This is a genomic window from Rugamonas sp. FW305-51, from assembly GCF_058786935.1.
This window is the reverse complement of sequence record NZ_JBYSZG010000007.1, coordinates 40476-59371: the sequence shown is the minus strand read 5'-3', so window position 1 is coordinate 59371 and position 18896 is coordinate 40476. Positions and strand designations below refer to the sequence as shown.

At 66.7% G+C, this 18896-nt stretch carries 21 protein-coding genes; 13 read left to right on the top strand and 8 right to left on the bottom strand.

The window, feature by feature from the left end:
- The first annotated feature begins 4 nt into the window (after positions 1-4).
- Together AC3WOS_RS07400 and AC3WOS_RS07395 are read left to right on the top strand one after the other, a co-directional pair.
- Positions 5-835 carry a CheR family methyltransferase gene (locus AC3WOS_RS07400; protein WP_492715238.1) on the top strand — a complete coding sequence of 277 codons (831 nt, stop codon included), beginning with the start codon at positions 5-7 and terminating at the stop codon, positions 833-835.
- A complete protein-coding gene (locus AC3WOS_RS07395; protein ID WP_492715237.1) occupies positions 828-2198 on the top strand; it encodes an ATP-binding protein in 1371 nt (456 codons plus the stop codon). The genes AC3WOS_RS07400 and AC3WOS_RS07395 overlap by 8 nt, the downstream gene beginning before the upstream one ends.
- Positions 2199-2406: 208 nt before the next feature.
- Here the strand turns inward: AC3WOS_RS07395 and AC3WOS_RS07390 are convergent, their stop codons facing one another.
- From AC3WOS_RS07390 to AC3WOS_RS07380, 3 genes are all read right to left on the bottom strand, one after another.
- Positions 2407-3018: a hypothetical protein gene (locus AC3WOS_RS07390; protein WP_492715236.1), complete on the bottom strand. Its 612-nt coding sequence runs from the start codon at positions 3016-3018 to the stop codon at positions 2407-2409.
- Positions 3019-3073: 55 nt separating this feature from the next.
- On the bottom strand, positions 3074-3697 hold the full coding sequence (locus AC3WOS_RS07385) for a hypothetical protein (RefSeq protein WP_492715235.1): 624 nt from the start codon (positions 3695-3697) through the stop codon (positions 3074-3076).
- A gap of 203 nt (positions 3698-3900) precedes the next feature.
- The gene (locus AC3WOS_RS07380) at positions 3901-5310 is read right to left on the bottom strand and encodes a metallophosphoesterase (protein ID WP_492715234.1); all 1410 of its coding nucleotides are present in this window, start codon (positions 5308-5310) and stop codon (positions 3901-3903) included.
- A gap of 128 nt (positions 5311-5438) precedes the next feature.
- Between AC3WOS_RS07380 and AC3WOS_RS07375 the strand changes: the two genes are divergently transcribed.
- A complete protein-coding gene (locus AC3WOS_RS07375) occupies positions 5439-6146 on the top strand; it encodes an HAD family hydrolase (RefSeq protein ID WP_492715233.1) in 708 nt (235 codons plus the stop codon).
- Between the two features lie 77 nt (positions 6147-6223).
- Positions 6224-7240, top strand: a complete 1017-nt coding sequence (hrcA, locus tag AC3WOS_RS07370; protein WP_492715232.1) for a heat-inducible transcriptional repressor HrcA — start codon at positions 6224-6226, stop codon at positions 7238-7240.
- Positions 7241-7327: 87 nt separating this feature from the next.
- Here hrcA and fur read toward each other — a convergent pair whose 3' ends face one another.
- Positions 7328-7756: a ferric iron uptake transcriptional regulator gene (gene fur, locus AC3WOS_RS07365; RefSeq protein ID WP_492715231.1), complete on the bottom strand. Its 429-nt coding sequence runs from the start codon at positions 7754-7756 to the stop codon at positions 7328-7330.
- A gap of 78 nt (positions 7757-7834) precedes the next feature.
- Between fur and AC3WOS_RS07360 the strand changes: the two genes are divergently transcribed.
- The 5 genes from AC3WOS_RS07360 to AC3WOS_RS07340 are packed head-to-tail and all read left to right on the top strand — an operon-like array spanning position 7835 to position 10772.
- A complete protein-coding gene (locus AC3WOS_RS07360; RefSeq protein WP_492715230.1) occupies positions 7835-8404 on the top strand; it encodes an outer membrane protein assembly factor BamE in 570 nt (189 codons plus the stop codon).
- Between the two features lie 52 nt (positions 8405-8456).
- Positions 8457-9266, top strand: a complete 810-nt coding sequence (gene dapB, locus AC3WOS_RS07355; protein WP_492715229.1) for a 4-hydroxy-tetrahydrodipicolinate reductase — start codon at positions 8457-8459, stop codon at positions 9264-9266.
- Between the two features lie 19 nt (positions 9267-9285).
- The gene (locus tag AC3WOS_RS07350; RefSeq protein WP_492715228.1) at positions 9286-9972 is read left to right on the top strand and encodes a MotA/TolQ/ExbB proton channel family protein; all 687 of its coding nucleotides are present in this window, start codon (positions 9286-9288) and stop codon (positions 9970-9972) included.
- 48 nt (positions 9973-10020) lie between these two features.
- Positions 10021-10446, top strand: a complete 426-nt coding sequence (locus AC3WOS_RS07345) for an ExbD/TolR family protein (protein ID WP_492715227.1) — start codon at positions 10021-10023, stop codon at positions 10444-10446.
- Positions 10446-10772, top strand: a complete 327-nt coding sequence (locus tag AC3WOS_RS07340; RefSeq protein WP_492715226.1) for a barstar family protein — start codon at positions 10446-10448, stop codon at positions 10770-10772. The genes AC3WOS_RS07345 and AC3WOS_RS07340 overlap by 1 nt, the downstream gene beginning before the upstream one ends.
- A 123-nt stretch (positions 10773-10895) precedes the next feature.
- Here the strand turns inward: AC3WOS_RS07340 and map are convergent, their stop codons facing one another.
- From map to AC3WOS_RS07325, 3 genes are all read right to left on the bottom strand, one after another.
- Positions 10896-11696: a type I methionyl aminopeptidase gene (gene map / locus AC3WOS_RS07335; protein ID WP_492715225.1), complete on the bottom strand. Its 801-nt coding sequence runs from the start codon at positions 11694-11696 to the stop codon at positions 10896-10898.
- A complete protein-coding gene (locus AC3WOS_RS07330) occupies positions 11683-11958 on the bottom strand; it encodes a ParD-like family protein (RefSeq protein ID WP_492715224.1) in 276 nt (91 codons plus the stop codon). The genes map and AC3WOS_RS07330 overlap by 14 nt, the downstream gene beginning before the upstream one ends.
- A gap of 125 nt (positions 11959-12083) precedes the next feature.
- Positions 12084-12983: a LysR family transcriptional regulator gene (locus AC3WOS_RS07325; RefSeq protein ID WP_492715223.1), complete on the bottom strand. Its 900-nt coding sequence runs from the start codon at positions 12981-12983 to the stop codon at positions 12084-12086.
- Between the two features lie 79 nt (positions 12984-13062).
- On the opposite strand from AC3WOS_RS07325, the gene AC3WOS_RS07320 reads away from it, so the two are divergent.
- A complete protein-coding gene (locus AC3WOS_RS07320) occupies positions 13063-14055 on the top strand; it encodes a quinone oxidoreductase family protein (RefSeq protein WP_492715222.1) in 993 nt (330 codons plus the stop codon).
- Between the two features lie 13 nt (positions 14056-14068).
- Here the strand turns inward: AC3WOS_RS07320 and AC3WOS_RS07315 are convergent, their stop codons facing one another.
- Positions 14069-14434: a VOC family protein gene (locus tag AC3WOS_RS07315; RefSeq protein ID WP_492715221.1), complete on the bottom strand. Its 366-nt coding sequence runs from the start codon at positions 14432-14434 to the stop codon at positions 14069-14071.
- Positions 14435-14572: 138 nt separating this feature from the next.
- Between AC3WOS_RS07315 and leuS the strand changes: the two genes are divergently transcribed.
- From leuS to holA, 3 genes are read left to right on the top strand one after another with little or no spacing between them, the layout of a single operon-like run.
- On the top strand, positions 14573-17215 hold the full coding sequence (gene leuS, locus AC3WOS_RS07310; RefSeq protein WP_492715220.1) for a leucine--tRNA ligase: 2643 nt from the start codon (positions 14573-14575) through the stop codon (positions 17213-17215).
- Positions 17216-17218: 3 nt separating this feature from the next.
- Positions 17219-17797, top strand: a complete 579-nt coding sequence (locus AC3WOS_RS07305; protein WP_492715219.1) for an LPS-assembly lipoprotein LptE — start codon at positions 17219-17221, stop codon at positions 17795-17797.
- Between the two features lie 13 nt (positions 17798-17810).
- Positions 17811-18827 carry a DNA polymerase III subunit delta gene (gene holA / locus AC3WOS_RS07300; protein ID WP_492715218.1) on the top strand — a complete coding sequence of 339 codons (1017 nt, stop codon included), beginning with the start codon at positions 17811-17813 and terminating at the stop codon, positions 18825-18827.
- The last annotated feature ends 69 nt before the right edge of the window (positions 18828-18896 follow it).

The following is an 18896-nucleotide window of genomic DNA, read 5'->3' as shown; positions in this document are numbered from 1 at the left end:
GGCGATGGCGGCCGACGACACCATCGAGGACGTGGAAATCGGCCTGCTGCTGGACGGCGTGCGCCAGGTGTACGGCCACGACTTCCGCCAGTACGCCCAGGCCTCGCTCAAGCGCCGGTTGCGCCTGTGGCTGGCCGGCTCGGGCTGCGCCACCTTTTCCCGGGCCCAGGAGCGGCTGCTGCGCGAACCGGCCCTGTTCGCCACGCTGCTGCAGGGGATCACCGTGCATGTGACGGACATGTTCCGCGATCCGCCGTTCTTCCTGGCCCTGCGGCGCCAGGTCTTGCCGTTCTTGCAGACCTACCCGTTCGTCAAGATCTGGCTGGCCGGCTGCGCCAGCGGCGAGGAAGTCTATGCGCTGGCCATCCTGCTGCACGAGGCGGGCATGCGAGGCCGCTACCGCCTGTATGCCACCGACCTCAGTGAAACGGTGCTGCACCAGGCGCGCGAGGGCATCTACGCACTGCGCCAGCTGCAAGCGTTCACCCGCAATTACCAGCAAAGCGGCGGCACGGCCGAATTTGCCGATTACTACACGGCGCGCTACGACCATGCTATCGTCATGTCTGCGCTGAAGGAAAACCTGGTGTTCGCCCAGCATAACCTGGTGACGGACACCGATATCGGGGAGATGCACATGGTCATCTGCCGTAACGTGATGATCTACTTCCAGGCTGCCCTCAAGGAACGCTGCCTGGCGCTGTTCGACGGCTGCCTGCAACCGGGCGGCTTCCTGTGCCTGGGCATGAAGGAGGGGCTGGACGGACGCGCCGTCGCCCCCCGCTACGACGCGCTGGCGCCGCGCCTGCGCATTTACCGGAAACGCTATGTGTAGCGCCGCCGTGCATCCGCTGGCCGACGGCGCCGGCCCCGTTCCCGTGCTGCTGGTGGACGACCGGCGCGAGAACCTGGCCGCGCTGGCCGCCCTGCTGGACGATTTCGGCCTGGAGCTGGAGCTGGTGAGCGCCGAATCGGGCAACGAAGCGCTGCGCCTGAGCCTGCGCCACGAGTTCGCCCTGATCCTGCTCGACGTCCAGATGCCGGACATGAACGGGCTGGAAACGGCCACCCTGCTGCGCGCCAATCCCAAGACCCGGCAACTGCCCATCGTGTTCGTGACGGCCGGCATGGCCGAGCCGCCGCACCAGTTCGCCGGCTACGAGCTGGGCGCCGTCGACTACCTGATCAAGCCCATCGAGCCGGTGGTGTTGCGCAGCAAGGTCACCGTGTTCTGCGAGCTGTACCGCCAGCGCATCGAGCTCGAGCGGCACCGCCGGCACCAGGAAGCGCTGGTGGCCGAGCGCACGGCCGAGCTGTCGGCGCTGGCCCGCGAGCTGGGCGAGGAAGTGCGCTCGCGCCGCGCGGCCGAGCAGACGCTGCGCCTGCTCAACGAGGAACTGGAGCAGCGGGTCGACGTGCGCACGCGTGAGCTGCGGCGGGCCATGGAGCAGATCGTGGAATCGGAGAAGCTGGCCTCGCTGGGCAGCATCGTGGCCGGCGTGGCGCACGAGCTCAACACACCGCTGGGCAACATCATGCTGGTGGCCACCGCCCTCGACGAGCGCTTCAGCGCCTTTGCCCAGACCGTGCAGGACGGCCAGCTGACGCGCACCGTGCTGGCGGCGGCCGTGACGGATTTTCGCGAGGCCAGTGCGCTGCTGCTGCGCAGCGCCCTGCGCGCGAGCGAGCTGATCGAGAGTTTCAAGGCCGTGGCCGTGGACCAGACCAGCGCCCGCCGGCGCGAATTCGACGTGCGCGCCACCGTCAATGACATCCTCAACAGCCTGGGCACGAGCTTGCGCCACGCCCGGGTGCACACCGTGGTGCAGATCGCCGACGGGATACGGATGGACAGTTACCCGGGCGCGCTGGAGCAGATTATCAGCAACCTGATCAGCAACTCCATCGTCCACGGCTTCGACGGCAAGGGGGGCGAGATCGTCATCGCCGGGCGCCAGCAGGGCAGCAAGGTCGAACTCGAATACCGCGACAACGGCATCGGCATCGCGCCCGAACTGCAGCACAAGGTATTCGAACCGTTCTACACGACGCGGCTGGGGCAGGGCGGTTCCGGGCTGGGCATGTTCATCGTCCACAACCTGACCCATGGCACGCTCAAGGGCGAAATCCGCATCCGCAGCGAGCTGGGCGCCGGCGTGTCCGTCACCCTGTCGCTGCCGGCCATCACCCCGACCTGAAAAATGGGGACGTACCCCATTTTCTGCATTCTCTGAAAAAGGGGTACGTCCCCATTTTTTTGGACAAAAAAAAGCCCGCTGATGAAAGCGGGCGAAATCCAATTCTTCTTAGGGAGTTGGAGGAGACAGGTGAATTATGCTGCGTCGCGGCATATAAGGCAAATTTATCTTTACAATATCAACTATCACCAATGTGAATGTCTTAGGCTTAGATGCAAGTCACCAGCACGTTGCTGATGGGCTTGTCGTACATGACGCCGGTGCCATTGCTCACGGTGCAGACCTGGTCATCGGGCTTGCTCAGCACGGTGACGCCATAGGAACTACCGTAATAAACATTGCCCATCGAGAAATTGACGCGGAAGGTCGGATCGCTGTTGGCGCTGACCGTGACGGTGTTGCCGGTACCGTTGATCAGCGTGACGGTCTTGGCCGTGCCGTCGGCTGCCATTTTCAGGCCGGTGACGACGCCGCTCAACAGAGCGCTGTCCTGGGTGCATTGCACGGTCACGAGGATGGAACTGGTGTGACCGGCCGAGCCGCTGCCGTTGTACACCTGGCACGTCATGTGGTCGGGCGGGTTCTGGACCGTGACGTTGTAGTCGTCGCCATAGGAGGCGCGGTGCGCGAAAGTGAACTGGGTGCTGTTGACCGGCACGGACAGGGTGTCGCTGCCGTTGGCCAGCACCAGGCCGGAATTGGTGAGCGGGCCGAGCGGGCTGATCACGCCGGATACGTCGAACGTGGCTTTGCCGCCGCAGGCGGCCAGCACCAGGGCCAGGGCCAGCGCCGCAGCGGCGCGCAGGGTCGAAACTTTCATGTGTATCTCCAGATAGTGGGGCGAGCGGCGCCTGCGCGGCGCCGCCGGTGTTGAGTTACAGCTTGCTGCAGCTGACGTCCAGCTGGCCGAAGTCGGCGGCCGGCATATAGGCGGCCGGGCTGTTGACCACGCAGACTGCGGTGGGTTGGCCGTTTTGATCCTTCGGCTGGGTCAGCACGGTCACGCCGTACGGGCTGCCGTTCGGCACTTTGGTCTCGAAGGTGAAGACGACGTCGGCGCCGGCCGTGGTCGGTGGCGAAACGGTCACGGTCTGGCTGCCGTTGGCCAGCACCAGGGGGCCGCCCACCAGGCCGTGCACCCTGCCGCCCAGCGAGTAGGTGGTAGTGTGGCAGGTGACGATGGCCTGGCGCACGGTGTACACGTTGGCCTTGCCTTTGCCGTACTGGACCACGGGGTCGCAGGTGGCTTCCTTCGGGTCGGGCTGGTGGGTGATCTGGATGTCGAACGAGGCGTCGCTTGCAATCAGGTCGGGGAAGGTGAAGCTGGTCAGGGTGGCATCCAGCGTAGCGGTCGAGCTGCCATTCGACAACACCAGGCCCTGCTTGGTCAGGCCGACAATGCTGCCGCCCAGTTGCATGCTGCCGGAACCGCCGCCGCAGCCGGCCAGGGTGGCGCCGCACAATACGGCCAGGCCGGCGCGCAGGTACAAACTTTTCATAAACACACTCTCCAAATCGAATAGGGCAGGGGCGGCATGCCTGGGCAGCGCGCAGGAAGGGCAACCGCGGCCCTGTCAGGGCGTCGCCGCGGCGCAAGGCGCCGGCGGGCAACACAGTGCGCATAGTACACGCGCGGGCCATATTTTAGTGCATTTGGTAACAGCGGCGGCCAAACCCTTGTAACAGCCTGTGTCCGCCGCCGCTAGCGCACCCGCGTGTGCTCGCACACGGAGCGCTTGCCTTGCACCTGGCAGGTATTGCGCACGGCGCCCTGCAGGTCATGCACCTGGACCAGCCACCGGTCCGGTCCGCGCCGTTCCATGGTCATGAAGCCGAAGCCGTCGATCCAGGCGCTGAGCTGTTCGATGACGGCGCCCGGCACCGGGCTGGTGCCCGGCGGCAGCGGATCGGGGATGGGTACGATGTCTTCCGCCGTGCCGGAAAAACCGGAGATGAACTGGCTGGGGTGGGCGCTGCTAAAGCTGACCTGCTGCCACAGGTGGACATGGCCCGACAGCATCAAGTCCACATTGTCGGGCAGCAGCAGCGGGTTGATGGCGCCGAAGCTCTGCACCAGGCCGGCGTCGCCCAGCAGCAGGCGGCGCTTGCCCTCGTCCTTCAGGTCGGCGCCGATGCCCAGCAGCGGGTGGTGGTCGATGCCGATGTTGTGGCGGGCCCGCTGCGCCAGCGCGGCCAGCTTGATGTAGTTGTCGCGGTAATGGGCCAGGCCCGCGTCGCCGGGCTGGAAGCCGCGCCATGTGGTGTTGGCCGTATCGAACACGAGCAGCTGGCTGTCCGCGTCCAGCGGCACGGCGTAGGGATCGCTGTAGTCGCCCAGGTCGTCGTCGGCCGCCCTGTCGCAGTCGCGTCCGGCCAGCAGGGGCCGGGGATCGAGGAAGCGCCACCAGCCCTGGCCGGCCCGGGCGCAGCTTTCATGGTTGCCGCGCGTGACCACCCACGGCGCGGCCCGCAGCAGGGCGGCGCCGGGATGGAACAGGTCGGCCTGCCAGGCATCCCAGCCGTAGCCCCAGGGGCTGCCGGCGCAGCCGTCAATGCCGGGAGGGCAAGCGTTTTCCCGGTAGTGGTAGTCGCCCACGTGGATCACGAGGTCGGGATGCCAGGCGGCGGCCAGCGCGGCCGCGGTGGCGAACGGGTACTGGGCCGCATCGTTGCAGGCCTGGAAACTGTCATCCTTTTTCAGCAGGCGGCAACCCGTGTCGCCCAGCACGACGATGCGCTGCGGATCGGCATGGGGAACGGGCAATGGTTGCCCCAGCACGCTGGCGCTGGACAGCCCGGCCGGCAGTGCCGCCTCGCAGGTACGCACGTCGAACACGGACGGCTTGGACAGCTCCGGCGGCGACACGGTGGGACGCTGAGCGATGGTGGCCGGCGCGGCGCGCAAGGTCATGGGCCGGGCCGCGCCGTCGAGCACAATGGCGGGGCAGGCGGGCGCCTGGGTCAGCACGCGCGCCACGGCCGCGCCATCCTCGCCCAGCACGACGAAGGACGTGAACGGTGTCCCGTCGCCGGACGGCGGCACGGCGGCGCAGGCGGCCAGCAGCAGGGGAACGGCCAACGCGGCCAAGCGGCGGGGGATGGTGAACGACACGGCGACTCCTGATTGATGAAGCGTGAATTTACCATGCCGATACTGGCAAGGGCAGAGCAAGAGCGCCGCGCCAGCACCTGACGCAATTGATGCGACAATAATGCTATCGCCACTGTCCCCGTCCCGTCATGCCCCTGATCCGCCCGCAAGCCCTGCTGTTCGACCTGGACGACACCCTGTGGCCGATCGCCCCCGTCATTGCCCAGGCCGAGCTGAGCTGGCACGCCTGGCTGGCCGAGCACGCGCCCCGCGTGGCCAGCCAGTTCACCATCGCCGCGCTGCGCGAGCGCCGCATGGCCCTGCTGGCGCAGCGTCCCGAGCTGATCGTCGACCTGGCCCGGCTGCGCCGCGTGGGGCTGGAGGAAGCGTTCGCGCTGGCCGGCGAGGATGCGCGCCACATCGACGGCGCCATCCGCCACTTCCTCGACGCCCGCAACGCCGTCACACCCTACGACGATGTGCTGCCGGCCCTGGCGCGGCTGCGCACGCGGCTACGGCTGGGCACCATCACCAACGGCAACGCCGACCTGGAAGCGATCGGCCTGGCCCACCATTTCGAGGCCACGCTGGCCGCGCCCCAGTTCGGCCGCGCCAAGCCGGATCCCGCCATCTTCCTGGCCGGCTGCGCCGCGCTGGGCGTGGCGCCCGAGGCGGCCGTCTACGTGGGCGACGACCTCAGGCTGGACGTGGCCGGCGCCCAGCAGGCCGGGCTGCGGGCCGTCTGGCTCAACCGCAGCGGCAGCGACGCCCACCTGGAACTGGGCATCACGCCGGACGCCATTTGCGCCACGCTCGACGAATTGGAGGACTGGCTGCATCAACTGGCCGCAGAATGATGGCCCAACCCTGCCGCGAGCGTGCATAATAAGCAGGTGACCCAGTTAGTGGCCGGCCCGCGCCGGCATAGAGAAATATGCAACTCGATACCCGCGCCCAAACCCTGCTCAAAGCCCTGATCGAGCGTTACATCGCCGACGGCCAGCCGGTCGGCTCGCGTGCGCTGTCCAAGATTTCCGGCCTCGACCTGTCGCCGGCCACCATCCGCAACATCATGGCCGATCTGGAAGAGCTCGGCTATGTGGCCAGTCCCCACACTTCGGCCGGGCGCGTGCCCACGCCGCGCGGCTACCGCATCTTCGTCGACACCCTGCTGACGGTGCAGCATCTGGACGAGCACGCCGTGGAAGCACGCATGAGCCTGCAGGCGCCCCAGCCCCAGAAAATGATTTCCAACGCGGCCCAGATGCTGTCGTCGCTGTCGCAATTCGCCGGCGTCGTGCTCAGCCCGCGGCGCGAGTCCGTGTTCCAGCAGATCGAATTTCTGCGCCTGTCGGAAAAGCGCATCCTGCTGGTGATCGTCGGCCCCACGGGCGACGTGCAGAACCGGCTGCTGCTGACGGACGCGGACTACACGCCGGCCCAGCTGATCCAGTCGGCCAACTACATCAACCAGAACTATGGCGGGCTGGCGTTCGACGAAGTGCACCACCGGCTGCAGGGCGAGCTGCGCCAGTTGCGTGACGACATGGGCCGGCTGATGCAGGCGGCCGTGGAAGCGGGCAGCGAAGCGATGGCCGACAGCTCGGACGACATGGTCATCGCCGGCGAGCGCAACTTGCTGTCGGTGAGCGACCTGTCCTCGAACATGACGTCGCTGCGCCAGATGTTCGACATGTTCGAGCAGAAGACGGGATTGATGCAGCTGCTTGACGTATCGAGCAAGGCCAGCGGGGTGCAGATCTACATCGGCGGCGAATCGAACCTGGTGCCGATGGACGAGATGAGCGTGGTGACGGCGCCTTACATGGCCAACGGCAAGATCGTCGGCACGCTGGGCGTGATCGGTCCCACGCGGATGGCCTATGAGCGCGTGATCCCCATCGTGGACATCACGGCCAAGCTGCTGTCGAACGCGCTCAGCCACCACTAAAGCAAAACGGGGACGGACTCCGGTTTTAGAAAACCTGGGACGGACTCCGGTTTTGGGAAAACCGGAGTCCGTCCCAGGTTTTTTTTGTCAGTGCTTGTGCGGGCAGGCCGTCTTGACGCAGTTGCCGTAGATGGCCAGCGCGTGCTCGGCGATCTTGAAGCCGCGCTCCTGGGCGATCGTCTGCTGGCGCTGCTCGATTTCAGCGTCGAAGAACTCTTCCACCCGGCCGCAGTCCAAACACACAAGGTGGTCGTGGTGGGAACCTTCATTGAGTTCGAAAATGGCCTTGCCCGTCTCGAAATGGTTGCGATTCAGTAATCCAGCCTGCTCGAACTGGGTCAGCACGCGGTAGACGGTGGCCAAGCCCACATCCATGTTGTCAGCCAGCAAGATTTTGTAGACGTCTTCTGCCGTCAGGTGACGCACGGGGCTGCTCTGAAAAATATCCAGGATCTTAAGGCGGGGCAGGGTCGCTTTCAGGCCGCTGGCCTTGAGGTCGGTAGGATTGTTACTCATGTTTGTTACTCGAATGTGGTTCATGTGCTTTATGATATAGCGTTTTGGCACTTCTGCTCAATCCAATTGAGGACACTTATGCGCGTCACCCAGGCTTTACCGCAGTCTTTGTTGCACCGAATTTCACGCCGCGCACCGCTGCTGGCCGCTGCCGCTTGCGTCGCGCTGGCCGCTGCCGGCTGCGCCAGCCGTACCCCGCTGGGCGAAAAGCTGAGCGAAGCCAAGCAGGAAAGCGCCCCCGTGTCGGCCGACGGCGCCCAGACGACGACCATCACCCAATTCCAGAAGTTCATGTGGTTCTTCTCGCCCTATCGTCCTGATATTCAGCAAGGCAACTTTGTTTCTGAGGAAATGTTGGCGCAACTGAAAATCGGCATGACGCGCGACCAGGTGCGTTTCATCTTCGGCACCTCGCTGGCGTCCGACATCTTCCACGCCGACCGCTGGGATTATCCATTCCGCTTGGCCAAGGGCAATGGCGAAATCACCACCAGCCGCGTGACCGTGTTCTTCAAGGACGGCAAGGTCGACCACTACGAAGGCGGCCATCTGCCCACCGAAAAAGAATACATCGCCCGCATCGCCGGCCCGGCGCCCGTCGTGAACAAGGACGCGCCCGTAGAAGCGAGCCCGGCAGCCAAACAGTAACGAACAGTAAAGCGCAGTAATCGACCCCGTTTTCACCGACAGAGCACACAGCATGAAACCATTGAATATCGCCATCGCCGGCGCCGGCGGCCGCATGGGCCACATCCTGATCGAAGCCATCCTGCAAGCACCGGACGCCCGCCTGGCCGGCGCGCTGGACCGGGCCGGCGGGCCCGGCATCGGGGCCGACGCGGCCGCCTTCCTGGGCCAGCACAGCGGCGTGCTGGTGGAGTCCGACCTGGCCAAGGGCCTGGCCGGCGCCGATTTCCTGATCGACTTCACCCGCCCGGAAGGCACGCTGGCCCACCTGGCCTATTGCGCCGAGCACGGCATCAAGATGATCATCGGCACCACCGGCTTCGATGAAGCGGGCAAGGCCGCCATCGCCGCCGCCGCCCAGAAGACGGCCATCGTGTTCGCCCCCAACATGAGCGTGGGCGTGAACGTCACGCTCAAGCTGCTGCAGCAGGCCGCCAAGGCGCTGGCCGTGGGCTACGACATCGAAGTGATCGAAGCGCACCACCGCCACAAGGTGGACGCGCCGTCCGGCACGGCCCTCAAGATGGGCGAAGTGATCGCCGAGGCCCTGGGCCGCGACCTGAAGGATTGCGCCGTCTACGCGCGTGAAGGCGTGACGGGCGAGCGCGATCCGTCCTCCATCGGTTTTGCCACCATCCGCGGCGGCGACATCGTGGGCGACCACACCGTGCTGTTCGCCGGCACGGGCGAGCGCATCGAGATCAGCCACAAATCCAGCAGCCGCGTCACCTATGCCCACGGCGCCCTGCGCGCGGCCAGCTTCCTGGCCGACAAGGCGACCGGTCTGTACGACATGAACGACGTGCTGTCGCTCAACGACTGACCGGGGAACCGCCGCGCCGATGACGCCCAACCTCGACCATACCTTCAGCCTGGCGCGTTACTGGGAGCAGGGCGACGCCGTCAGCCACGCCGTGGCTTATTTGCTGCTGGCCATGTCGCTGGCAAGCTGGTTCTGCATTCTGGCCAAGGGTTACGCGGCCTGGCGCATCCGCCGCAGCGCGCCGGCCGTGCCGGCGTTCTGGGACGCGCCCACCATGCACGACGGCGTGGCCGCCCTGACCCAGGCCGATCCCGAGCAAGTGTTCGCGCCGCTGGCGCAGCTGGGCGCGGCCCAGCTGAAAGTGGCGGGCCGGCCTTCATTGGGCGGCGAGATGGGCCATGCGGAACAGGTCACGCGCGTGCTGCGCGCGGCCGTCCAGCGCGCCACGGCCAGGCTGGAAGCGGGCTTGACGCTGCTGGCCTCGATCGGTTCCACCGCGCCCTTCGTGGGCTTGCTGGGCACCGTGTGGGGCATTTACCATGCGCTGGCGGCCGTCTCCACGGCCGGCACGGTGCAGATCGACAAGGTGGCCGGCCCCGTTGGCGAGGCGCTGGTCATGACGGCCATCGGCCTCACGGTTGCCATTCCCGCCGTACTGGCCTATAACGGCTTTAACCGGGTCAACCGCCTCACGCTGGCCGAGCTGGACGCCTTCGCCTTCGACCTGCATGCCTATCTGACCACGGGCGAGCGGGCCCGCACGTAAAACCGGGGCCGGCCCGTCCGGCCCTATTGAACCACGCCAGGAGTAGCGATGGCCTTTGGCTCATTCAACCACCACCGCCAGCAAGGCCCGATGGCCGACATCAACGTCACGCCCATGGTGGACGTGATGCTGGTGCTGCTGGTGATTTTCATCATCAGCGCGCCCATGTTCACGCACGCCGTCAAGCTCGACTTGCCGCGGGCCCAGGCCCAGGCCAATCCGCAGCAGCCGGCCAGCGTGTCGCTGGCGATCGACGCCAAAGGCCAGGTCTACTGGAACGACGAGGCCGTGGCGCCGACGGCGCTGGCGGCCCGCTTGGCCGAGGCCAGCAAGCTGGACCCGCAGCCGGAGTTGCAGCTGCGGGCCGACAAGAACACCCGCTACGAAGTGGTGGCCCAGGTGATGGCCGCCGCCCAGACGGCCGGCCTGGGCAAGCTGGGTTTCGTCACCGAACCTCCGAAAGAGAAAAAATAATGGCTACCGCAGAAATCAATGGCGCCGCGATCGTCGACTTCACCAGCTTCCACCGCGAATGCCAGGCCGCGCTGGGCTTCCCCGACAGCTACACCCACACCATGGACGGCTGGGTCGACTGCCTGAGCTACCTGCGCGACGAGGATGGCATGACGCGCTTTCGCCTGAAGCCGAACGAAATGCTGGAACTGGTCATCAAGGACGCCGCCACCATGGGCGCCCAGGTGCCCGACATCATGGAAGAAATCACCTACTGCGTGGCCGGCATCAACGAGCGCTACGAGGACTACGGCGAGAAGCCGGCGCTCAAGCTGGTGCTGCGCTAGGCGCGGCACGCGCAATACCCGCAATACACGCAACACCGGCGGCATGCGCTGGCGGCGCTCGTCGCACATAGCGCACATGGCGCGCATGCCGCGTGCGAGGCGCATGGCGCGCCCGCAGCCAGCTTATCCCGCCTGCCCGGCCAGTTCGGCCGGCGCCAGCGTCAGCACCTCATAGCCGCTGGCCGTCACCACCACCATGTGTTCCCACTGGGCCGACAGCGAGCCGTCGCGCGTTTCCACGGTCCAGCCGTCGTCCAGCTCCACGGTCGCGGCGCGGCCGGCGTTGACCATCGGCTCGATGGTAAACAGCATGCCCGGCTTGAGTACCATGCCGGTGGCCGGCTTGCCGTAGTGGCGCACTTCCGGATCTTCGTGGTACACCAGGCCGATGCCGTGGCCGCAATAGTCGCGCACCACGGAAAAGCCGGCCTTCTCGGCCACGGTCTGGATCGCATGGCCCACGTCGCCCAGGGTGGCGCCCGGACGCACGGCGCGGATGCCGGCCCACATGGCGTTGTAGGTCACGTCCACCAGCCGCTTGGCGGCCTTGGACGGCGTGCCCACGTAGTACATGCGGCTGGTGTCGCCATGCCAGCCGTCGCGGATCACGGCCACGTCGATGTTGATGATGTCGCCGTCCTTGAGCACTTCGTCCGGCGTGGGTATGCCGTGGCACACCACCTGGTTGACGGAGGTGCACACGGTGGCGGGAAAGCCGCTGTAGCCCACGTTGGCCGGTATGGCTTGCTGCACCTTGACGATGTACTCATTGCACAGCCGGTCCAGCTCGGCCGTGCTGACGCCGGGCTGCACGTGCGGTTCTATCATGGTCAGCACGTCGGCTGCCAGCCGGGCCGCCACGCGGGCCTGTTCGATCTGCTCCGGCGTCTTGACCAGGATGGCGAGGGATTTACGCTTGTTCATGCGCGCCTCCCAGTACGGCGATGGCGGCGGCCAGGGCCGGGCTGTCGGCGCCGTCGTCGGCGCGCGGCAGCGTCACGCCGCCCTCTTGCGCGGCCCGCAGCAGCAGGTGGCAGATGTCGCTGTAGCGCAGGTCGGGATTGGTTTCGGCCAGCAGGCCGATGCGCAGCCAGTGCTCGGCCTGCGCGTTGATGGAGCGGTTCAGGGCGCCGCTGGCGATGCGCAGGTTTTCGTGCATCTGGCTGGAAATCTTCACTATGCCCATGGGGGAATGCCTTTATACGTTTTATATACGAAACGTATATTATCACGGCGGCGCCGGATGTGCACAGGCCGCGCGCACATCGGGCGTCTTGCGTTGCGCGCAACGGGACCGAGGCGCGCCGGCGTTCAGCTGCCCGCCAGCAGCGCCTGCTCGCTGGCGATCAGCGCGGCCACCATGTCGGCCACCACCCGCACCCGCGGCGAGCGCCGCACGTCGGGATGCATGACCAGCCAGATCTGGCGCGGCGTCGGATGGCTGGGCGCGGCCAGCGCCACCAGGCCTTCGTCGACGCGTCCGATGAAGTGGGGCAGGGCGGCGATGCCCAGCCCGGCGCGGGCGGCCTGCCACAGTGCCGTCATGTCGTTGCTGCGCAGGACGAAGCGGCGTCCCGCCGCCACCGATTCCAGCCACTGCTGGTGCGGCACCAGGCGCAGGCTGTCGTCGTAGCCGAGAAATTCCCACTGCGCCGGCGCGCGCTGCGCGTAATGGGGCGCCGCGTACATGCCGTAGCCCAGCGTGCCCAGCGCCCGTGCCACCAGCCCCGGCGCGCTGGGACGCGAAAGGCGCAGCGCCAGGTCGGCCTCGCCGCGCGCCAGGTTGACCTCGCGCGTCTCGCCCATCACTTCCAGGTCGATGCCGGGCCAGTCCTGGCGCCGTGCGGCCAGCCGCGGCACCAGGAAATGGGCCGCCATGGCCGGCGGCACGGATAGCCGCACCGTGCCCTGCAGCGACGACACGCCCAGCGCCACGCGGGCGAAGGCCAGCGCCTCGTCTTCCAGCCGGCGGGCCTGGGTCGTCAGGGTTTCCCCTTCCGGCGTCAGGGCCCAGCCCCGCGGCAGGCGGTCGAACAGGCGCACGGCCAGCGTGTGTTCCAGCGCTTCCACCCGGCGCGCCACCGTGGAGTGTTCCACGCCCAGCTTGCGGGCGGCGGCCGACAGGCTGCCCAGCCGCGCCAGTGCCAGGAAATGGCGCACGTCGTCCCACTGCAGGGCGCTCGTCGTGACTGCTTGTTTTTGCACAGACATTGTGTAATTTTTGAGAATTGTGGGTGATTTGTGCCCAGTGTAACCTGATCCTGTCCTCTCAACTTCAAAGGAGAATTGCATGGACCAGGAAATGACAGGCAAGGCAGCCCAGGTGCTGATCCACGGTTACGGCGACGCCAGCGTGCTGGAGCACCGCAGCGTGATCTTGCCGCCGCCGGGCACGGGCGAGATCCGGGTGCGCCACACGGCCATCGGCGTCAATTTCGTCGACATCTACCACCGCAGCGGCCTGTATCCGCTGCCGGCCCTGCCGGGCGTGCTGGGGGTGGAGGCGGCCGGCGTGGTGGAGGCGCTCGGGGCCGGCGTGCAGGGACTGGCCGTGGGCCAGCGCATCGCCTACGCGGGGCCGCCGGCCGGCGCCTACAGCACGGCGCGCAACTTGCCGGCCGCGCAGGCCATCGCCTTGCCGGACGAGGTGGACGACGACACGGCGGCCGCGCTGCTGCTGCGCGGGATCACGGCCTATATGCTGTTCCATTACGTGCGGCCGCTGAAGGCTGGCGACACGGTGTTGGTGCAGGCCGCCGCCGGCGGGCTGGGCCTGGTGTTGGTGCAGTGGGCCAAGGCGCTGGGCGCCACCGTGTACGGCACTGTCAGCAGCGCCGCCAAGGCCGCGCTGGCGCGCGAGCATGGGCTGGACCACGCCATCAACTACCGCGAGCGTTCCGTGCTGGACGCGGTATGGGAGTTGACGGGCGGACGCGGCGTCGATTACGCCATCGATGGCATCGGCGGCCAGACGCTGGCCGATACGGCGCGCAGCGTGCGCCAGTTCGGCATGGTGGCCAGCGTGGGCCAGGTGAGCGGCGACGGCCAGCTCGACCAGTCATTGCTGGGCGGCGGCCGCAACGTGGCGTTCGCGCGGCCCAGCGTGTTCGGCTTGATGGCCGATGCGCAGCGCTACCGCGAAGGCGCGGCGGCCACGCTGGCGCAGCTGCGGGGCGGCCTGAGGGCCACGGTGGCCGAGGTGCTGCCGCTGGCGCAGGCGGCCGAGGCCCAGCGCCGGCTGGAGACGGGCGCCAACACGGGCGCCATCGTGCTGCGGCCCTGAGCGTTGGTGACGGTCAGCGCACGGCCTGCAGGTCGAAGTGGGGGTTCTGGATCAGGCCCAGCACGTTGCCGAACGGGTCGTTCAGCTCGGCCACCCTGATGCCGTCGCCCACGTCCTGCACGGCCGCGTGGACGGTGGCGCCCAGCGCGAGCAGGCGCGCCACTTCCGTTTCGATATCGTCCACGCCCCAGTAAGCCTTGCCGCCGGTGGGGCCGGGCTGGCCGTCCGGCACCAGGCCCAGTTCAAAGCCGCCCACGGCAAAGCCCACATAGAACGGCTGGTCGAAGTAGGGCGCCACGCCGGCGGCCTGGGCGTACCAGGCCTTGCCCTGTTCCAGGTCGGGCGTGGGGTAGATGACGGTGCGTAATCCTTTGAGCATGATTGCCTCCTGAGTGATATTGCAAAAATCTTATCATGCCACGTCCATGCCGCAGCGGGCGGCCGGCAGAGCACACGCTCAGCCGGGCCGTGAACCAGTATAATGTTCGGTTCATATTCACTTCTGGCCGCACACATCATGCAAGATAAATATAGTCCCGCCGACGTCGAAAAAGCTGCCCAATCCCACTGGAAGGCGATCGACGCCTATAAAGCAGTCGAAAACGACCCCCGTTTCCCCAAAGGCAAGTACTACGCTTGCTCGATGTTGCCTTACCCTTCGGGCAAGCTGCACATGGGGCACGTGCGCAACTATACGATCAACGACGTGATGTACCGCTACCTGCGCATGAACGGCTACAACGTGCTCATGCCCATGGGCTGGGATGCCTTCGGCATGCCGGCCGAGAATGCGGCCATGGCCAACAACGTGCCGCCGGCCCAGTGGACCTACTCCAACATCGCCCACATGCGCGAGCAGATGGAGTCCATGGGCCTGGCCATCGACTGGTCGCGCGAAATGACGGCCTGCAAGCCCGAGTACTACAAGTGGAACCAGTGGATGTTCCTCAAGATGCTGGAAAAAGGCATCATCTACAAGAAGACCGGTACCGTGAACTGGGACCCGATCGACCAGACCGTGCTGGCCAACGAGCAGGTGGTCGACGGCCGCGGCTGGCGTTCCGGCGCGCTGATCGAAAAGCGCGAAATCCCCATGTACTACGCCCGCATCACGGACTACGCCGATGAGCTGCTGGAATACGTGGACACCAAGCTGCCCGGCTGGCCCGAGCGCGTGCGCACCATGCAGACCAACTGGATCGGCAAGTCGACCGGCGTGCGCTTCGCCTTCCCGCACCAGATCAAGGATGCCGCCGGCGCCCTGATCGGCGACGGCAAGATGTACGTGTTCACCACCCGTCCCGACACGGTGATGGGCGTGACCTTCTGCGCCGTGGCCGCCGAGCACCCGCTGGCCGTGCACGCCGCCCAGACCAACGCCGCGCTGGCCGCCTTCAACGCCGAATGCAAGCTCGGTTCCGTGATCGAGGCCGACATGGCCACCATGGAGAAGAAGGGCATGCCGACCGGCCTGTTCGTCACCCATCCGCTGACGGGCGCCCAGGTGGAAGTCTGGGTCGGCAACTACGTGCTGATGACCTACGGCGACGGCGCCGTGATGGGCGTGCCGGCCCACGACGAGCGCGATTTCGCGTTCGCCAAGAAATACGCGCTGCCGATCAAGCAGGTGATCCGCGCCGAAGGCAAGGAGTTCTCGACCGACGCCTGGCAGGAATGGTACGGCGACAAGGATATCTCCATCGTCTGCAACTCGGCCCAGTTCGATGGCCTGAACTACGCCGACGCGGTGGAAGCGGTGGCCGCCGCCATGGCCGAAAAAGGCCTGGGCGAGAAGAAGGTCACGTTCCGCCTGCGCGACTGGGGCGTATCGCGCCAGCGCTACTGGGGCACGCCGATCCCCATGATCCACTGCGACGACTGCGGCTCGGTGCCGGTGCCGGAAAAGGACCTGCCCGTGGTGCTGCCGGAAGACTGCGTGCCGGACGGCAGCGGCAACCCGCTCAACAAGCATGAAGCCTTCCTCAAGTGCGACTGCCCCCAGTGCGGCAAGCCGGCCCGCCGCGAGACCGACACCATGGATACCTTCGTCGATTCGTCGTGGTACTACATGCGCTATACCTCGCCCGGCTCGAACGAGTCCATGGTCGACGCCCGCAACGATTACTGGATGCCGATGGACCAGTACATCGGCGGCATCGAGCACGCCGTGATGCACCTGCTGTACGCCCGCTTCTGGACCAAGATCATGCGCGACTTCGGCCTGGTCAAGTTCGACGAGCCGTTCGTCAACCTGCTGACCCAGGGCATGGTGCTCAACGAGACCTACTACCGCGAAGACGCGGCCGGCAAGAAGACCTGGTTCAACCCGGCCGACATCGACCTGACGCTGGACGACAAGGGCCGCCCGCAAGGCGCCGTCCTGAAGACGGACGGCCAGCCGGTGCACATCGGCGGCACCGAGAAGATGTCCAAGTCGAAGAACAACGGTATCGACCCGCAAGCCCAGATCGAGCAGTACGGCGCCGACACGGCCCGCCTGTTCACCATGTTCGCCTCGCCGCCGGAGCAGACGCTGGAATGGTCGGGCAGCGGCGTGGAAGGCGCCAACCGCTTCCTGCGCCGCGTGTGGGCCTATGGCTACGCGCAGGCCGCCCGCATCGGTGCCGCGCTGGCCGCGCCAGCCGCGCCGGCCGCCACCGAGCCGCAGAAAACCCTGCGCCGCGAACTGCACAAGATCCTGCAGCAGGCCGATTATGACCTCAAGCGCATCCAGTACAACACCGTGGTGTCGGCCTGCATGAAGATGCTCAACACGATGGAGTCGGCCAAGCTGGACGACAGCGCCGAGTCGAACGCGCTGGTGGCCGAAGGCTTCTCCATCTTCCTGCGCCTGCTCAATCCCGTGGCGCCCCACATCACCCACGTGCTGTGGCAAGAGCTGGGCTACGGCAAGGTGCACGGCGACCTGCTCAACGCGCCATGGCCGCAGGTCGACCCGGCCGCGCTGGAACAGGCCGAGATCGAGATGATGATCCAGGTGAACGGCAAGCTGCGTGGCAGCGTCACCGTGCCCAAGACGGCCGACAAGGCGGCCATCGAGGCCGCTGCGCTGGCCAACGAGGCGGTGCAGAAGTTCATCGAAGGCACGCCGAAGAAGGTCATCGTCGTGCCCGGCAAGCTGATCAACATCGTGGTGTAAGCGATGACTGCCACCTCTCCCGTGTTGTGGCGGCGCTGGGGCGCGCTGCTGGCGCTGTCCCTGTCGCTGACGGCCTGCGGCTTCCACCTGCGCGGGGAGGGTGGCCATTACACGCTGCCGTTCCCGTCGCTGTACGTGGGCTTGCCCGATTCGTCGCCGCTGGCGATCGACTTGAAGCGCAACATCCGCGCCAACGGCGGCACCACCGTGGCGGCCAGCGCCAAGGATGCGGACGGCGTGATCGAAGTGTTGAGCGATCCGGAAAAGACGCGCAGCAAGTCCATCCTGTCGCTCAACAACAATGGCCGGGTGCGCGAATACCTGCTGGCCTACACCATCGTATTCCGCGTGCACGACCGCCAGGGCAACGAGCTGCTGGGACCGACCACGATCGCGCTGAACCGCCCCATCACCTTCAACGAAACCCAGTTGCTGGCCAAGGAGCGCGAGGAGCAGCTGCTGTACAAGGACATGCAGACCGACCTGGTGCAGCAGATGATGCGCCGCCTGGCGGCCATCAAGCCGGTGCCGATGTCGGTGGCGCCGGCGCAGCCGGTGTCTGCGCCGGCCGGCCAGCAGTAAGCAGGGGACGCTTATGCAATTGCGGTTAGAGGCGCTGGACGGCCACCTGGGCAAGCAGCTGGCGCAGCTGTACGTGATCACCAGCGACGAGCATCTGCTGGCGCTGGAGGCGGCCGACAAGATCCGCCGCACCGCGCGTGCGCAAGGTTATTCCGAGCGCGACGTGCTGACGGTGGAGCGCACCTTCAAGTGGGGCGAACTGCTGGCGGCCAACCAGGCCCTGTCGCTGTTCGGCGACAAGAAGCTGATCGAGCTGCGCATCCCCACCGGCAAGCCGGGCAAGGATGGCGGCGCGGCGCTGCAAAGCTATGTGAAGGACCTCAGTCCGGACAACCTGACGCTGATTACCCTGCCCAAGCTGGACTGGCAGACGCAGAAGGCGGCCTGGGTGGCGAGCCTGCAGCAGGCCGCCGTCTACATCGACATTCCCCAGGTGGAGCGGCCGCAGCTGCCCAACTGGATAGGCCAGCGCCTGGCCGCGCAAGGCCAGAGCGCCGACCGCCAGAGCATCGAGTTCATTGCCGACCGGGTCGAGGGCAACCTGCTGGCGGCGCACCAGGAGATCCAGAAACTGGGCCTGCTGCACGAGCCGGGCCGCCTGAGCTACGAGCAGGTGCACGACGCCGTGCTCAATGTGGCGCGCTACGACGTGTTCAAGCTGAGCGAGGCGATGCTGGCCGGCGATCCGGCCCGCCTGGTACGCATGCTGGAAGGCCTGAAGGGCGAGGGCGAGGCCCTGCCGCTGGTTTTGTGGGCCGTGTCCGAGGAAATCCGGACGCTGTTAAAATTGAAAGCGGGGATGGCCCAGGGCCGCCCGCTGGGCGCATTGCTCAAGGAATACCGCATCTGGGGCCCGCGCGAGCGCATGATGGACCCGGCCCTGCGGCGCATTTCGCTGCCCACGCTGGAGGCGGCCATGAAGGATGCGGCGCAGGTGGACAAGATGATCAAGGGCCTGCGGGCCAAGGCGTTCTCCGGCGACGCCTGGGACGCCATGCTGCAGCTGGCGCTGAAGGTGGCGCGCGGCTAGTGCCGCCGCTGCAGTTATTGCGCCGGATGCGCCGGATGCGCTGGATGTGCCATGGCACACCGGCGGCAT

What these genes read in the sequence shown, in the direction of transcription:
- AC3WOS_RS07340 (WP_492715226.1), top strand. Translation starts at nt 10,446, where the DNA reads ATGGCTACCGCAGAAATCAATGGCGCCGCGATCGTCGACTTCACCAGC.
- hrcA (WP_492715232.1), top strand. Translation starts at nt 6,224, where the DNA reads ATGCAACTCGATACCCGCGCCCAAACCCTGCTCAAAGCCCTGATCGAG.
- AC3WOS_RS07400 (WP_492715238.1), top strand. Translation starts at nt 5, where the DNA reads ATGGCGGCCGACGACACCATCGAGGACGTGGAAATCGGCCTGCTGCTG.
- AC3WOS_RS07350 (WP_492715228.1), top strand. Translation starts at nt 9,286, where the DNA reads ATGACGCCCAACCTCGACCATACCTTCAGCCTGGCGCGTTACTGGGAG.
- AC3WOS_RS07345 (WP_492715227.1), top strand. Translation starts at nt 10,021, where the DNA reads ATGGCCTTTGGCTCATTCAACCACCACCGCCAGCAAGGCCCGATGGCC.
- AC3WOS_RS07325 (WP_492715223.1), bottom strand. Translation starts at nt 12,983, where the DNA reads ATGTCTGTGCAAAAACAAGCAGTCACGACGAGCGCCCTGCAGTGGGAC.
- leuS (WP_492715220.1), top strand. Translation starts at nt 14,573, where the DNA reads ATGCAAGATAAATATAGTCCCGCCGACGTCGAAAAAGCTGCCCAATCC.
- AC3WOS_RS07320 (WP_492715222.1), top strand. Translation starts at nt 13,063, where the DNA reads ATGGACCAGGAAATGACAGGCAAGGCAGCCCAGGTGCTGATCCACGGT.
- AC3WOS_RS07315 (WP_492715221.1), bottom strand. Translation starts at nt 14,434, where the DNA reads ATGCTCAAAGGATTACGCACCGTCATCTACCCCACGCCCGACCTGGAA.
- dapB (WP_492715229.1), top strand. Translation starts at nt 8,457, where the DNA reads ATGAAACCATTGAATATCGCCATCGCCGGCGCCGGCGGCCGCATGGGC.
- AC3WOS_RS07305 (WP_492715219.1), top strand. Translation starts at nt 17,219, where the DNA reads ATGACTGCCACCTCTCCCGTGTTGTGGCGGCGCTGGGGCGCGCTGCTG.
- AC3WOS_RS07385 (WP_492715235.1), bottom strand. Translation starts at nt 3,697, where the DNA reads ATGAAAAGTTTGTACCTGCGCGCCGGCCTGGCCGTATTGTGCGGCGCC.
- AC3WOS_RS07360 (WP_492715230.1), top strand. Translation starts at nt 7,835, where the DNA reads ATGCGCGTCACCCAGGCTTTACCGCAGTCTTTGTTGCACCGAATTTCA.
- AC3WOS_RS07330 (WP_492715224.1), bottom strand. Translation starts at nt 11,958, where the DNA reads ATGGGCATAGTGAAGATTTCCAGCCAGATGCACGAAAACCTGCGCATC.
- AC3WOS_RS07375 (WP_492715233.1), top strand. Translation starts at nt 5,439, where the DNA reads ATGCCCCTGATCCGCCCGCAAGCCCTGCTGTTCGACCTGGACGACACC.
- AC3WOS_RS07390 (WP_492715236.1), bottom strand. Translation starts at nt 3,018, where the DNA reads ATGAAAGTTTCGACCCTGCGCGCCGCTGCGGCGCTGGCCCTGGCCCTG.
- holA (WP_492715218.1), top strand. Translation starts at nt 17,811, where the DNA reads ATGCAATTGCGGTTAGAGGCGCTGGACGGCCACCTGGGCAAGCAGCTG.
- AC3WOS_RS07395 (WP_492715237.1), top strand. Translation starts at nt 828, where the DNA reads ATGTGTAGCGCCGCCGTGCATCCGCTGGCCGACGGCGCCGGCCCCGTT.
- map (WP_492715225.1), bottom strand. Translation starts at nt 11,696, where the DNA reads ATGAACAAGCGTAAATCCCTCGCCATCCTGGTCAAGACGCCGGAGCAG.
- fur (WP_492715231.1), bottom strand. Translation starts at nt 7,756, where the DNA reads ATGAGTAACAATCCTACCGACCTCAAGGCCAGCGGCCTGAAAGCGACC.